This window comes from Burkholderia sp. AU4i (assembly GCF_000466765.1).
Classification (GTDB): Bacteria; Pseudomonadota; Gammaproteobacteria; order Burkholderiales; family Burkholderiaceae; genus Burkholderia; species Burkholderia cepacia.
In genome coordinates this window covers 62,449-74,976 of the sequence record NZ_ASSI01000076.1, presented here as the reverse complement: position 1 = coordinate 74,976, position 12,528 = coordinate 62,449, and the positions used below count along the sequence as shown (strand labels likewise).

At 65.7% G+C, this 12,528-nt stretch carries 15 protein-coding genes; 9 read left to right on the top strand and 6 right to left on the bottom strand.

What is annotated here, in order from left to right; translation table 11 throughout:
• Positions 1 to 469 (top strand): acyl-CoA dehydrogenase C-terminal domain-containing protein (locus L810_RS18205; RefSeq protein ID WP_042975181.1); only part of this gene is annotated, 469 nt, incomplete at its 5' end.
• A 100-nt stretch (positions 470 to 569) separates the two neighbouring features.
• Here the strand turns inward: L810_RS18205 and L810_RS18200 are convergent.
• Complete coding sequence (locus L810_RS18200; protein WP_021159748.1) at positions 570 to 1,856, bottom strand: D-amino acid dehydrogenase; 1,287 nt, start codon at positions 1,854 to 1,856, stop codon at positions 570 to 572.
• 145 nt (positions 1,857 to 2,001) lie between these two features.
• Here L810_RS18200 and L810_RS18195 point away from each other — a divergent pair, with 145 nt between their 5' ends.
• A complete protein-coding gene (locus tag L810_RS18195) occupies positions 2,002 to 2,490 on the top strand; it encodes an Lrp/AsnC ligand binding domain-containing protein (protein WP_042975180.1) in 489 nt (162 codons plus the stop codon).
• 90 nt (positions 2,491 to 2,580) lie between these two features.
• Complete coding sequence (locus tag L810_RS18190) at positions 2,581 to 3,768, top strand: PA0069 family radical SAM protein (protein WP_042975179.1); 1,188 nt, start codon at positions 2,581 to 2,583, stop codon at positions 3,766 to 3,768.
• Positions 3,769 to 3,817: 49 nt separating this feature from the next.
• Here L810_RS18190 and L810_RS18185 read toward each other — a convergent pair whose 3' ends face one another.
• Together L810_RS18185 and L810_RS18180 are read right to left on the bottom strand one after the other, a co-directional pair.
• A complete protein-coding gene (locus tag L810_RS18185) occupies positions 3,818 to 4,285 on the bottom strand; it encodes an NINE protein (protein ID WP_042975184.1) in 468 nt (155 codons plus the stop codon).
• Between the two features lie 109 nt (positions 4,286 to 4,394).
• Positions 4,395 to 5,534 carry a PQQ-dependent sugar dehydrogenase gene (locus tag L810_RS18180; RefSeq protein WP_042975178.1) on the bottom strand — a complete coding sequence of 380 codons (1,140 nt, stop codon included), beginning with the start codon at positions 5,532 to 5,534 and terminating at the stop codon, positions 4,395 to 4,397.
• 153 nt (positions 5,535 to 5,687) lie between these two features.
• Here L810_RS18180 and rpsP point away from each other — a divergent pair, with 153 nt between their 5' ends.
• From rpsP to L810_RS18150, 6 genes are all read left to right on the top strand, one after another.
• The gene (gene rpsP, locus L810_RS18175) at positions 5,688 to 5,942 is read left to right on the top strand and encodes a 30S ribosomal protein S16 (protein WP_006476550.1); all 255 of its coding nucleotides are present in this window, start codon (positions 5,688 to 5,690) and stop codon (positions 5,940 to 5,942) included.
• 42 nt (positions 5,943 to 5,984) lie between these two features.
• On the top strand, positions 5,985 to 6,662 hold the full coding sequence (gene rimM, locus L810_RS18170; protein WP_021159743.1) for a ribosome maturation factor RimM: 678 nt from the start codon (positions 5,985 to 5,987) through the stop codon (positions 6,660 to 6,662).
• A gap of 1 nt (position 6,663) precedes the next feature.
• Positions 6,664 to 7,458, top strand: coding sequence for a tRNA (guanosine(37)-N1)-methyltransferase TrmD (gene trmD / locus L810_RS18165; protein ID WP_042975177.1), 795 nt, complete (start codon positions 6,664 to 6,666; stop codon positions 7,456 to 7,458).
• 133 nt (positions 7,459 to 7,591) lie between these two features.
• The gene (gene rplS / locus L810_RS18160) at positions 7,592 to 7,984 is read left to right on the top strand and encodes a 50S ribosomal protein L19 (RefSeq protein ID WP_006753174.1); all 393 of its coding nucleotides are present in this window, start codon (positions 7,592 to 7,594) and stop codon (positions 7,982 to 7,984) included.
• 87 nt (positions 7,985 to 8,071) lie between these two features.
• Positions 8,072 to 8,758 carry a CoA pyrophosphatase gene (locus tag L810_RS18155; RefSeq protein WP_021159741.1) on the top strand — a complete coding sequence of 229 codons (687 nt, stop codon included), beginning with the start codon at positions 8,072 to 8,074 and terminating at the stop codon, positions 8,756 to 8,758.
• A gap of 120 nt (positions 8,759 to 8,878) precedes the next feature.
• The gene (locus L810_RS18150; protein WP_021159740.1) at positions 8,879 to 9,817 is read left to right on the top strand and encodes a CobD/CbiB family protein; all 939 of its coding nucleotides are present in this window, start codon (positions 8,879 to 8,881) and stop codon (positions 9,815 to 9,817) included.
• A 67-nt stretch (positions 9,818 to 9,884) separates the two neighbouring features.
• Here L810_RS18150 and L810_RS18145 read toward each other — a convergent pair whose 3' ends face one another.
• The 3 genes from L810_RS18145 to L810_RS18135 all read right to left on the bottom strand — a co-directional run bounded on the left by L810_RS18145 (position 9,885) and on the right by L810_RS18135 (position 12,467).
• Entirely contained in the window at positions 9,885 to 10,202 is a 318-nt protein-coding gene (locus L810_RS18145) for a putative signal transducing protein (RefSeq protein ID WP_021159739.1), read from the bottom strand.
• 67 nt (positions 10,203 to 10,269) lie between these two features.
• Positions 10,270 to 11,211 (bottom strand): ribosome small subunit-dependent GTPase A, encoded by a 942-nt coding sequence (gene rsgA / locus L810_RS18140; protein ID WP_021159738.1) that lies wholly within the window; start codon positions 11,209 to 11,211, stop codon positions 10,270 to 10,272.
• On the bottom strand, positions 11,208 to 12,467 hold the full coding sequence (locus L810_RS18135; protein WP_021159737.1) for a M48 family metallopeptidase: 1,260 nt from the start codon (positions 12,465 to 12,467) through the stop codon (positions 11,208 to 11,210). Before L810_RS18135 ends, rsgA begins: the two co-directional genes overlap by 4 nt.
• Positions 12,468 to 12,528: the final 61 nt, after the last annotated feature.

The following is a 12,528-nucleotide window of genomic DNA, read 5'->3' as shown; positions in this document are numbered from 1 at the left end:
GACGGCGATCCAGGCGAACGACCTGGTGGGCCGCAAGACGCTGCGCGACGGCGGCGCGGTGGCGAAGGCGCTGATCGCCGAAATCGGCGAGACTGTCGCGGCGCTGGGCAAGCTGGACGGTGCGGCGGCCGCATCGATGAAGGTGCAGCTGGAGAAGGGCGCGAAGGCGCTGTCGTCGGTGGTGGATTACGTGCTGGCGAACGCGAAGCAGGACCCGAACGCGGTGTTCGCGGGCAGCGTGCCGTACCTGAAGCTGGCGGGCGTGGTGCTGTGCGGATGGCAGATGGCGCGTGCGCTGGTGGCCGCGCAGGCGAACCGCGCGAGCGACCCGGCGTTCTTCGACGCGAAGATCGCGATCGCGCAGCTCTATGCGGAGCAGGTGCTGGTGCAGGCAGGCGCGCTCGAGGCGTCGATCGTCGGCACGAAGGGCAACGAGGGCGTGCTCGCGTTGACGGAAGACCAGTTCTGATTCTTCGCGGGACACTCGACGTCATGAAAAAGGCGCCCCCCGGGGCGCCTTTCTCTTTGATGCCGGCCGGCAGGCCCGCATTGCTGCGGGCGGCAGCGGCTTATGCGTAGGCCGGGCGCGTCTGGCCTGCCACGTCCTTCAGGTAACGGTGTACCGACAGGTCGTCAGCCTGGATCGCAGGCATCTTGCCCGAGATCAGGTCCGCGAGCAGTTGGCCCGAACCGCACGACATCGTCCAGCCGAGCGTGCCGTGGCCGGTGTTCAGGAACAGGTTCGACACCGGCGTGCGACCGACGATCGGCGTGCCGTCCGGCGTCATCGGGCGCAGGCCCGTCCAGAACGTTGCCTTCGACGTGTCGCCGCCACCCGGGAACAGGTCGTTCACGCACATTTCGAGCGTTTCGCGGCGCGCGGCGCGCAGCTTCTTGTCGAAGCCGACGATTTCCGCCATGCCGCCGACGCGGATGCGCTGGTCGAAACGCGTGATCGCGATCTTGTAGGTTTCGTCGAGCACGGTCGATACGGGCGCGGCCGCTTCGTTGACGATCGGCGCGGTGATCGAATAGCCCTTCAGCGGATAGACGGGGATCTTCATCAGGTTCGAGATGAAGCTGGTCGAGTACGAGCCGAGCGCGACGACGTACGCGTCCGCACGCACCGTCTCGCTGCCGCACTGCACGCCGGCGATCTTGCCGCCCGCGATCGCGAGCGCATCGATCGGCGTGTTGTAGCGGAACTTGACGCCGAGCGATTCCGCGAGTGCCGCGAGGCGCGTCGTGAACAGCTGGCAGTCGCCCGTTTCGTCGCCCGGCAGGCGCAGGCCGCCCGTCAGCTTGTGCGAAACGGCGGCGAGGGCCGGTTCGGCATTCTTCAGTTCGGCCGGCGACAGCAGTTCGAACGGCACGTTCGCTTCCTGAAGGACGGCGATGTCCTTCGCTGCACCGTCGAGTTGCTGCTGCGTGCGGAACAGTTGCAGCGTGCCGCCCGTGCGGCCTTCGTACTGGATGCCGGTATCGGCGCGCAGCGCCTGCAGGCAGTCGCGGCTGTATTCGGCGAGGCGAACCATGCGGCCCTTGTTGACTGCATAGCGCTCGGCCGTGCAGTTGCGCAGCATCTGGTACATCCACTGGAGCTGGAAGCGCGTACCGTCGAGGCGGATCGCGAGCGGCGCATGTTTCTCGAACATCCATTTGACGGCCTTCAGCGGCACGCCGGGGGCGGCCCACGGCGCGGCATAACCGGGGGAGATCTGGCCAGCGTTCGCGAAGCTCGTCTCGAGCGCCGGGCCGGCCTCCCGGTCGATCACCGTGACTTCATGACCGGCGCGCGCGAGGTAATACGCGCTTGCCACGCCCACCACACCGCTGCCCAGAATGATGACTCGCATAGCTGCTCCAGATGGAAGGGACCAGATCGAGGCCGGGCGCACCTGCGGCTCCGTGTAACCTCTAGCTGATCTAGTTTTTTGCGCTATGGTATTGTCGAATGTGTAGGTTTTGTTATCGTATTTTTCAGGTTTTCAGCATAAACAAATGAGAACGCAACGTCAGCCCGTACGCTCGCTCGACAAGCTCGACCGGCGCATCCTGAAACTGCTCCAGGACGACGGCCGGATGGCGATGAAGGACCTCGCGGAACAGGTCGGACTGACCGTCACGCCGTGTATCGAGCGTGTGCGACGCATGGAGCGGGACGGCGTGATCACCGGTTATCACGCGCGTGTCGATCCTCACCAGCTGGATGCCTCGCTGCTGGTGTTCGTCGAGATCACACTCGGCCACAAGGGCGGCAACATGTTCGAGCAATTCCGCCGGGAAGTGATGAAGATCGACGAGGTGCTCGAGTGTCATCTCGTGTCCGGCGATTTCGACTACCTGATCAAGGCGCGGATCGGCGAAATGGCCGACTACCGCAAGCTGCTCGGCGACATCCTGCTGCAGTTGCCGGGCGCCGTGCAGTCGAAGAGCTATGTCGTGATGGAGGAAATCAAGGAGACGCTGACGATCGCGGTGGGCGACTGACGTACCGGCAGCAGTCCGCCGGGCCCTTTATCCCGCCCTTGGCACGCTGCGCCCAATACTGTATAAATGTACAGTATTGGGCGCAGGCGAATGGGTGGGCATATGGACGATCGATCCGACAACGAATTTCCGATAGCGCCGCCCGTGCCCCGCAAGGGGCGCGGTGCGGTCGACAACCTGCAGGGGCGATACGAGATCGCGCAGCGTGAAGCGGTCGACGACGGCTGGACACACGAGTCGGACGATGCCGATTTCCCCGCGCCGCTGCGCACGCAGGTATTCGAGGAGCGGGCGAAGAGCATCCTGACGCACAACCAGTCGCCCGATATTCCATTCAGCGTATCGCTCAATCCGTATCGCGGTTGCGAGCACGGGTGCATCTACTGCTTTGCGCGTCCGACGCACAGTTATCTCGGCTTGTCGCCGGGGCTCGATTTCGAAAGCCGCATCTATGCGAAGGTCAATGCGGCCGAGCTGCTCGAGCGCGAGATTTCGCGCAAGCGCTACGTGCCCGAGCCGATCGCGCTCGGCGTCAACACCGACGCCTACCAGCCGGTCGAGCGCGACTTGCGCATCACGCGCAGCGTGATTCAGGTGATGCACGATCGCGGGTTGCCGTTCGCGGCGATCACGAAGTCGTCGCTGATCGAGCGCGATCTCGACTTGCTCGCGCCGATGGCCGAGCGCAAGCAGGTGATGGCGGCGGTCACGATTACGACGCTCGACGCCGATCTCGCGCGCACGCTCGAGCCGCGCGCGGCGACGCCGGCGCGACGGTTGCGTACGATTCGTGCGTTGAGCGAGGCGGGCGTGCCGGTCGGCGTGAGCATTGCGCCGATGATTCCGTTCGTCACCGAGCCCGACATGGAGCGTGTGCTCGAGGCGTGCGCGGAAGCCGGCGCGACGCATGCGAGCTACATCATCCTGAGGCTGCCGTGGGAAGTCGCGCCGCTGTTCAAGAACTGGCTGGCCGCGCATTTTCCCGACCGCGCGGAGCGCGTGATGAACCGCGTGCGCGACATGCGCGGCGGGAAAGACTACGACTCGGATTTCTCGAAACGGATGAAGGGCGAGGGAATCTGGGCCGACCTGCTGCGGCAGCGCTTCCGCCAGGCCGTCAAGCGGCTCGGGCTGAACGAGCGCACAAACGGCATTCTCGATCTGTCGCAGTTTCGCGGCACGCCGGCCGCCGCGGCGCCGGTGCCGCGTGTCGCTGTGCGTTCAGCCGGCACGCGATCGACGCAGGCGCGCGACGACATGCAATTGAACCTGTTCTGATCGGCGCGCCAAACCGGCGCGGGGTGCCGGTGTGTCGCGTTCGTTGCGCTTACTGCGAAATCTGCTTGGCCGCTTCGACCTGCGACTCGAAATACGTCTGGAACGACAGTGCGAGCGCGGTCATCAGCAGGAACGCGCCGATCAGCAGCGAGAAGATCACCACGAAGATCACGGTCCAGCCCGACTTGCTGTGCCTGCCCGTCTCCGCGTTGAATTGCGCGTCCCATTTTTCGTCGGGACGCAGCCCGTAAACGAGCGCGGCGAGGAAGGCGGCCAGCAGCGAGATTGCGCCGGGTACCGCAAGCCACCAGCCGAGGCCGGCGCTGCGCTGGGTCGCGGCGAGCAAGAGGAAGCCCGGGATGCCGACGATCGTCGCGAGCAGGTGCGCCCAGCCGTACACGTCGCGAAAGCCATACAGATAGAAGCGGTGCGCGCCGAGCGAACCGAACAGGAACGCGAGGCCGGCGGTGAGCGTCTTGGAGCGGAAGCGGCGGGACGGTGCGGTGCTGCTGGACATGGATGGCGGCGTATTGTCGTTGGCATGGGCGGCCGGCGGGCCGGCGCGGGCGCGCGGCCCGGCACGCATTCTACGATGCCCGGTCGGGGCCGGTCATCCCTGTACTGCGTCAAGGTGCCGCATAGGTCACGCGATAGATTGCGCCCGCGTAATCGTCGCTGACGAGCAGCGAGCCGTCCGGCAGCGGCAGCACGTCGGCAGGGCGTCCCCATACCGTGCCGTCGGGCCGCAGCCAGCCGGTGACGAACGGAGTCTGGCGCGCGTGGCTGCCGTCTGCCGAGACCACGACACGCATCACGCGGTAGCCGACCTTCGTGCTGCGGTTCCACGAGCCGTGTTCGGCGATGAACACGTTGTTGCGGTACGACGCCGGAAACATCGGCCCTGTATAGAAGCGCATGCCGAGGGCCGCGACGTGCGCACCGAGTTTCAATACGGGCGGCACGTAGCGGCGGCAAACGTCGGGGCTGCCGAATTCGGGGTCAGGCGTGTCGCCGCCATGGCAGTATGGGAAGCCGAAGTCGAGGCCTGCGCGCGGTGCGCGGCTCAGCTTGTCGTCGGGCACGTCGTCGCCCATCATGTCGCGCCCGTTGTCGGTAAACCACAGCTCGCCCGAATCGGGGTGCCATGCGAAACCGACCGTATTGCGTATGCCGCGGGCGACAATCTCGTTCCCGCTGCCGTCCGCCTTCATGCGCGCGATGATCGCGTAGCGGCTGCGATCGGCGAGACAGACGTTGCACGGTGCGCCGGTCGGCACGTACAGCTTGCCGTCGGGGCCGAATGCGATGAATTTCCAGCCGTGATGGTGTTTGGTCGGCAGCGCGTCGGTGACGACGGCGGGTGCGGGCGGCGTGGCGAGCCGGTCGTCGATGCGATCGAGCCGCAGGATGCGCGATACGGCTGATATATAGAGTGCGCCGTCACGGTAGGCGACACCGACGGGCATGTCGAGCCCGGACGCGATCACGTAGCGCGCGCTGATCCGGCCCTCGTGCATCACGAACGCGTGCACGCGGCCTTCCCGCGTGCCGACATACAGGATGCCGCGTGGCGACCACGCCATTTCGCGAGCGGTCGGTACCGCGTCGGCCAGCACTTCGACGTGGAAGCCGGGCGGCACGACGAGTTCGCCCACCGGCAGCGGCGCGGCTGACGCCATTGCGGATACGAGGCAGGCAAGGCCGGCAAGCAGCGCCGCGAAACGGTGCTGCGCGCGGCACATCGAGGCGGCGCGAAGGGGCGGCATGACGGTGTGGAACGTCCCGGACACGACGATTCTATGCCCGGCGGACAGGCCGCCCGCGGATTTTTTGCGCGTAAGTGTTTGTTGTACCTCTGGTTTCCGGCTATAATCGCGTGTTTCAGTAGTTTCGAACCCGGTTTTCCCGAAGGACATCATATGGTTATCATCCGTCTGGCTCGTGGCGGCTCGAAGAAGCGCCCGTTCTACAACATCGTTGCTACCGATTCGCGCAACCGTCGTGACGGCCGCTTCATCGAGCGCGTCGGCTTCTACAACCCGGTCGCCACGAAGGGCGAATCGCTGCGTATCGCTCAGGATCGCCTGACGTACTGGCAAGGCGTTGGCGCGCAACTGTCGCCGACCGTCCAGCGTCTCGTGAAGGAAGCGCAAAAGGCGCAACCGGCTGCCTAACATGGCACGGTGTGCCGGTCGTGCCGGCTGTGAGGTGCATTGATGGCGGGTCACGATTCCGGTAATGCAAGGCGCGGGCGTGCGTCGTTTGGCGCATTCGTCCGCAAGCCGGTCGAGCGCGACGTTGTCGCGAACGCCGGTCAGGCTGCCGAGCAGGGCAGTCTCGAAGTGGCGCAGGCCTGGCCCGACGATGCCGTCGAGGTCGGGGCAGTGGTCGACGCCTATGGCCTGAAGGGTTGGGTCAAGGTGGCGACACATGCCGACGCCGGTCGCGGTGGCGATGCGCTGCTCAAGGCGCGCCACTGGTGGCTGGAGCGCGGTGCGGAGCGGCTTTCCGTCCGCATCCTGCAGTCGAAGACGCACAGCGACACTGTCGTTGCGCAACCCGCGGGCGTGAGCGACCGCGATGCCGCGCTGGCCATGCGCGGTTTTCGCGTGTTCGTGCGCCGGGAAGATTTCCCGGCATTGGCCGCGGACGAATTCTATTGGGTCGACCTGATCGGTCTCGATGTCGTCAACGAGCAATCGGTGGCGCTCGGGAAGGTGAGCGGGATGATCGACAACGGCGTGCATTCGATCATGCGTGTCGAGTATCCGGCGACCGGCAAAGACGGTCAGCCGACCACCGACGAGCGGTTGATTCCGTTCGTCGGCGTATACGTCAAAACGGTGGATCAGGCGGCGCGTCGCATCGTCGTCGACTGGGAAGCCGATTACTGAAATGAACCAGGTTACCGAGAGCGCGGTGCAGTTCGACGTCGTCACGCTCTTTCCCGAGATGTTCCGTGCACTGACCGACTGGGGGATCACCAGCCGGGCCGTCAAGCAAGGGCGCTTCGGGTTGCGCACCTGGAACCCGCGTGATTTCACGACGGACAACTACCGCACGGTCGACGATCGTCCGTACGGCGGCGGTCCGGGTATGGTGATGCTGGCCAGGCCGCTCGAAGCCGCGATCGATGCCGCGAAAGCGGCGCAGGCGGAACAGGGTATCTCGAGCACGCGCGTCGTGATGATGTCGCCGCAAGGTGCACCGCTCACGCACGATCGCGCGGTGCGGATGGCGCAGGAACCCGGCGTCGTCGTGCTGTGCGGTCGCTACGAGGCGATCGACCAGCGCTTGCTCGACCGTTGCGTCGACGAGGAAATCAGCCTCGGCGATTTCGTGCTGTCGGGTGGCGAATTGCCGGCGATGGCGATGATGGATGCCGTCGTGCGGTTGCTGCCCGGCGTGCTGAACGATTCGCTGTCGGCCGTGCAGGACAGTTTCGCCGACGGCCTGCTCGATTGTCCGCACTACACGCGCCCCGAGGAATACGATGGCATGCGCGTGCCGGACGTACTGCTCGGTGGGCATCATGCCGAGATCGAGCGGTGGCGGCGCCAGGAAGCATTGAGGAATACGTTGCGGAAGCGGCCGGACCTGATCGTCCGGGCGCGCCGCGAGAAGTTGCTGAGCCGGGCCGACGAGGCGTGGCTTGCGAACCTCGCACGCGAAGCGAAGGACGCCTCCTGAGGCGGTGTCGCGGGCGGGAATTGGCGGTGCCGTACATGCGTGTGCGGCGCCTGATGTGAATCCATCCTCTATCGGGGCCAGGCCTGGAAGCAGGCGGGTGTGAACGCCGACACGATGGCATAAGGAGTCAGTAATGAATCTGATCGCAAAACTTGAGCAGGAAGAAATCGAGCGCGCGCTCGCCGGCAAGACGATCCCCGAATTCGCCCCGGGCGACACGGTGATCGTGAACGTGAACGTGGTTGAAGGTAACCGCAAGCGCGTTCAGGCCTACGAAGGCGTCGTGATCGCTATTCGCAACCGTGGCCTGAACTCGAATTTCATCGTCCGCAAGATCTCGTCGGGCGAAGGCGTCGAGCGTACGTTCCAGACGTACTCGCCGCTGCTGGCAAGCATCGTCGTGAAGCGCCGCGGCGATGTGCGTCGTGCGAAGCTGTACTACCTGCGCGAGCGTTCGGGCAAGTCGGCTCGTATCAAGGAAAAGCTGGTGTCGAAGGATCGCGCCGCAGCAGCTTCCCAAGAGTAAGAGCTGTAAGGAAAAAGCACCCACCCGGGTGCTTTTTTCATTCTGGCGCGACAATATGCTCGATACGACACAAACACGAGAGCCCCATTGAATCGCCGCCCCATCATCGATCCCGAAGTCCTGCCGGTCGAAGGCACCGGCGCCGGCCTGCCGGCCATCGATTCCCGCCTGATGACACCGTCCGGCCTGCGCGACCGTTTCGCGCGCACGCTCGAGTGGAGCGTCGAGCCCGACGAGGCGAGATTGCAGGAGGGCGTCGATCCGCGTAGCGCGGCCGTCCTCGTTCCGCTCGTCGTCCGCGAGTCCGGCCTCACCATGTTGCTGACCCAGCGTGCCGACCACCTGAACGACCACGCCGGACAGATCAGCTTCCCAGGAGGTCGCCGCGAACCGTTCGATCGTGACGCGACCGCAACCGCGTTGCGCGAGGCGAAGGAAGAGATCGGGCTGGCGGACGAGCGTGTCGAGATCCTCGGCGCATTGCCCGACTACCTGACCGGCACGGGCTTCTGCGTGACGCCGGTGGTCGGTCTCGTGCATCCGCCGTTCACCGTGCAGGCCGACACGTTCGAAGTGGCCGAGATTTTCGAGGTGCCGCTCGCGTTCCTGATGAATCCCGCGAACCATCAGGTCCGGGTGTTTCGCTGGGAAGGCGGCGAGCGTCGTTTTTTTGCGATGCCCTATCCGAATGGCGAACCCGGCGGGCATTACTTCATCTGGGGCGCAACTGCCGGCATGTTGCGCAATCTGTACCGCTTCTTGGCAGCCGGCTAGGCACACGCGGCGGCTGGCGCGTGCGGCCGGCTGCCGCACGACTGCGCCGGCAGCCATCCGGTGCTTACGCTGTGCTATCGTTATGCAAAAAATGACATAACTCCGAAGACGGCGCCACGCATGACTTTCTTTTCGGTTCTCCTCGCCCTCATCATCGAACAGGTCCGCGCGTTGTCGCCGAACAATCCGGTGTTCGCGTTGTTCCAGTTTCATGCGGAAACCGTCGCGCATGGTCTAGACGCAGGCAAGCAGAAGCACGGCATCCTCGCATGGCTCGCGGTCGTGCTGCCGTGGGTGCTGATCGTCGCGCTGATCTATTTCCTGCTGTACAAGGTGAGCTTCGTGCTCGCGTTCATCTGGAACGTCGTCGTCGTGTATTTCACGCTCGGCTTCCGCCAGTTCAGCCACTACTTCACCGACATCCACCTCGCGCTCAACAACGATGACGTGCCCCGTGCGCGCGAAATCCTGCACGAGTGGACGGGTATCGACACGGTCGACATGCCGGTCGGCGAAATCGTCCGCCATACGCTGATTCACGCCGTTGTCGCATCGCATCGTCACGTGTTCGGCGTGTTCTTCTGGTACGTGCTGCCGATCGGCCCGGCCGGCGCCGTGCTGTACCGGATTTCCGAATACCTCGCGCGCAGCTGGTCGACGCCGGGCGACGACCGCACGGCGGCCTTCTCGACGTTCGCGCAGCGCGCGTTCTTCGTGATCGACTGGATTCCCTCGCGACTGACCGCACTCGGCTTTGCAATCGTCGGTAACTTCGAGGACGCGATCTACGCGTGGCGCAACCATACGCGCCAGTGGCCCGATCCGAACGACGGCGTCCTGCTCGCAGCCGGTAGCGGCGCGCTCGGCGCACGCCTCGCGGGGCCGCTCGCGGAACCGTCGAGCCTCGATGCGCTGGCGGTCGGTGACAGCGGTCCATTGACGGTCGGTGACGATTGCACGCCGCGTACGTTGCAATCCGCAGTTGGCCTTGTCTGGCGCGCCGTGATCCTGTGGATGATTCTGCTGCTGATGCTGACACTCGCCGTCTGGGTGTCGTGACGGGGCAGTGCGGTGCCCGATGAAAGACAAAAGGCCGGCTCGATGCCGGCCTTTTTTGCTGTGCAGGTCAATCGTCGCGCGGGTCGCGCACGGCGCCGCATTGCCAGCAGGCCGTGAACTGGGCCTCGAGCGCCTCGCCGCACTGCCGGCAGCGCCACGGCGCGGCGCCGGCCGACGGGCCATGCGAAGCGGCATCGAGGAGCCGGCGCGCGAGCGCGTCGTCGCGTTCGTCGTCGAGCCACAGCTCGGGCGTGCACGCGTCGGCAGGCAGGCCGCCGAGTGCGCCGGTCGCGTAGCAGTTATGCAGCTCGCAACCGATGCCGGCCACCTGGAGGACGTTGGCCCAATGCTGCGCCGTCGCGAGATCGGGTGCCTTGAAACGCATCGCGGCTCCTGTCGGTGAGGGCCGGCCCGCATGGCACCGGCTGGCCGCCGCGCGCGTGCCGCGCGGGTCAGCGGACGATCTGGCTTGCCTCGTGCACGAGTTGCGCATACAGCGCATGCCGTGTCGGCGCGATGCGGCCGTCGGCGACGGCTTCGAGAATCGCGCAGCCGGGTTCGTGCAGATGATGGCAATTATAGAAACGGCAGTCCGCGAGCAGCGGCCGGAACTCCGGAAACGCGCGCTCGAGACGGCCTTCCGTCAGGTGGTAGAGGCCGAATTCCTGGAAGCCCGGCGAATCGATCAGGGCGCCGCCGCCTTCCAGCGGGTAGAGGCGCGTGAACGTCGTCGTGTGACGGCCGCTGTTGAGCGCGGCCGAAATCTCGCGCGTGGCGGCTTCGGCGTCGGGAACGAGCAGGTTCACGAGCGTCGACTTGCCCATCCCGGACTGGCCGAGCAGGATCGTCGAATGCCCGGCGAGGTGCGGCATCAGTTGTGCGCGCGCGTCGTCGGGCGAGCCTTTCACCGACAGCTCGAGCACGTCGTAGCCGAGTGCGCGGTAGGGTGCGAGGCGCTCGCGCGCGACCGGCAGCGCGGCTTCGACGTCGATCTTGTTCAGCACGACGAGCGGCTTCAGCTCGTTCGCCTCGGCGGCAATCAGCGCGCGGCCGAGCAAGTCCTCGCTGAAATAGGGCTCGGTCGCGAGCACGATCAGCAACTGGTCGAGGTTGGCCGCGAACAGTTTCGACTTGAACTGGTCGGAACGGTACAGCAGGTTGCGCCGTTCGCCGATCTCGACGATGACGCCCTGGTCGGCCGAGGCGAGTTCGTACGCGACCCGGTCGCCCACCGCGATATCGCTCTTCTTGCCGCGCGGGAAGCACTGCAGCATCGGGCCGCCATCGTCGGGCGCGACGATGTAGTGGCGCCCGTGCGCCGCGATCACGCGGCCTTCGGCACGTTGCGCGCCCGACGCGCGCGGGGCCGGTTTGCGGGAGGTCGGCCGGCTCATGCGTGCTGCAGCAGGCGGTCGATCCGCTGCGAGGCGGGCGGATGCGAGTAGTAGAAGGCCGTGTAGACAGGGTCGGGCGTCAGCGTCGACGCATTGTCCTCATAGAGCTTCACGAGCGCGCTGACGAGATCCTGCGCGTCGGTCTGGCTGGCCGCGAATGCGTCGGCCTCGAATTCGTGCTTGCGCGACGTGAGGCTGCCGAACGGCGTCGCGAAGAACAGGAACACGGGAATCGCGAGGAAGAACAGCACGAGCGCGGCGCCCGCGTTGCTCGTGTCGAGCGACGGCGTGACGCCGAGCCCCGTGTAGAACCACGTGCGCTGTGCAAGCCAGCCGAGCAGCGCGAGCAGCACGAGGCTCAGCACGAACGACACGAGCATCCGCTTCATCACGTGGCGGCGCTTGAAGTGGCCGAGTTCATGCGCGAGCACGGCCTCGATTTCCTGGCCGGACAGGCGTGCGAGCAGCGTGTCGAAGAACACGATCCGCTTCGAGGCGCCGAAGCCCGTGAAGTACGCGTTGCCGTGCGCGGAGCGGCGGCTGCCGTCCATCACGAACAGGCCCTTCGCCGCGAAGCCGCAGCGCTTCATCAGCGACTCGATGCGCGCGCGCAGCGCGTCGTCCTTGAGCGGTTCGAACTTGTTGAAGATCGGTGCGATGAAGGTCGGGTAGATCAGCAGCACGAGCATCTGGAACGCGACCCAGACGATCCAGGTCCACAGCCACCACAGGCTGCCGGCCTGGTTCATCAGCCACAAAACGACGAACAGCAGCGGCAGGCCGAGCGCGGCGCCAAGCAGCGAGTTTTTCAGCATGTCGGTGAAGAACAGCCGCTTGGTCATCCGGTTGAAGCCGAAGCGCTGTTCGATTCCGAACTGGCGGTAATACTCGAACGGGACGTCGATCGCGCTCGTGATCACGAGCACCGCGGCGACGAGCGCGACCTGCTGCCCGTAGCCGCGGCCGAGCCAGCCGGTAAGCAGCGTGTCGAGGGCGCCGACGCCGCCGAGCAGCGTGAGGCCGACCAGCACGGCCGCGCTGACGACGATCTCGAGCATCGTCAGCCGGGTGCGCTCGACCGTATAGTCGGCCGCGCGCTGGTGGGCGGTCAGCGGGATGGTCGCGCTGAACTGCGCGGGGACGCCGTTGCGGTGCGCGGCGACGAAGCGGATCTGCCGCGACGCGAGCCACAGCTTGGTGACGACCATCGCGAGCACGGCGAGCGCGAACAGCAGGGTGAACGAAAAGGGTGACATCGAAGGCGCCAAAGGGTTCTATGCGAGAATTATATGTTCTTGCGGACCGGGCCCGCTGATG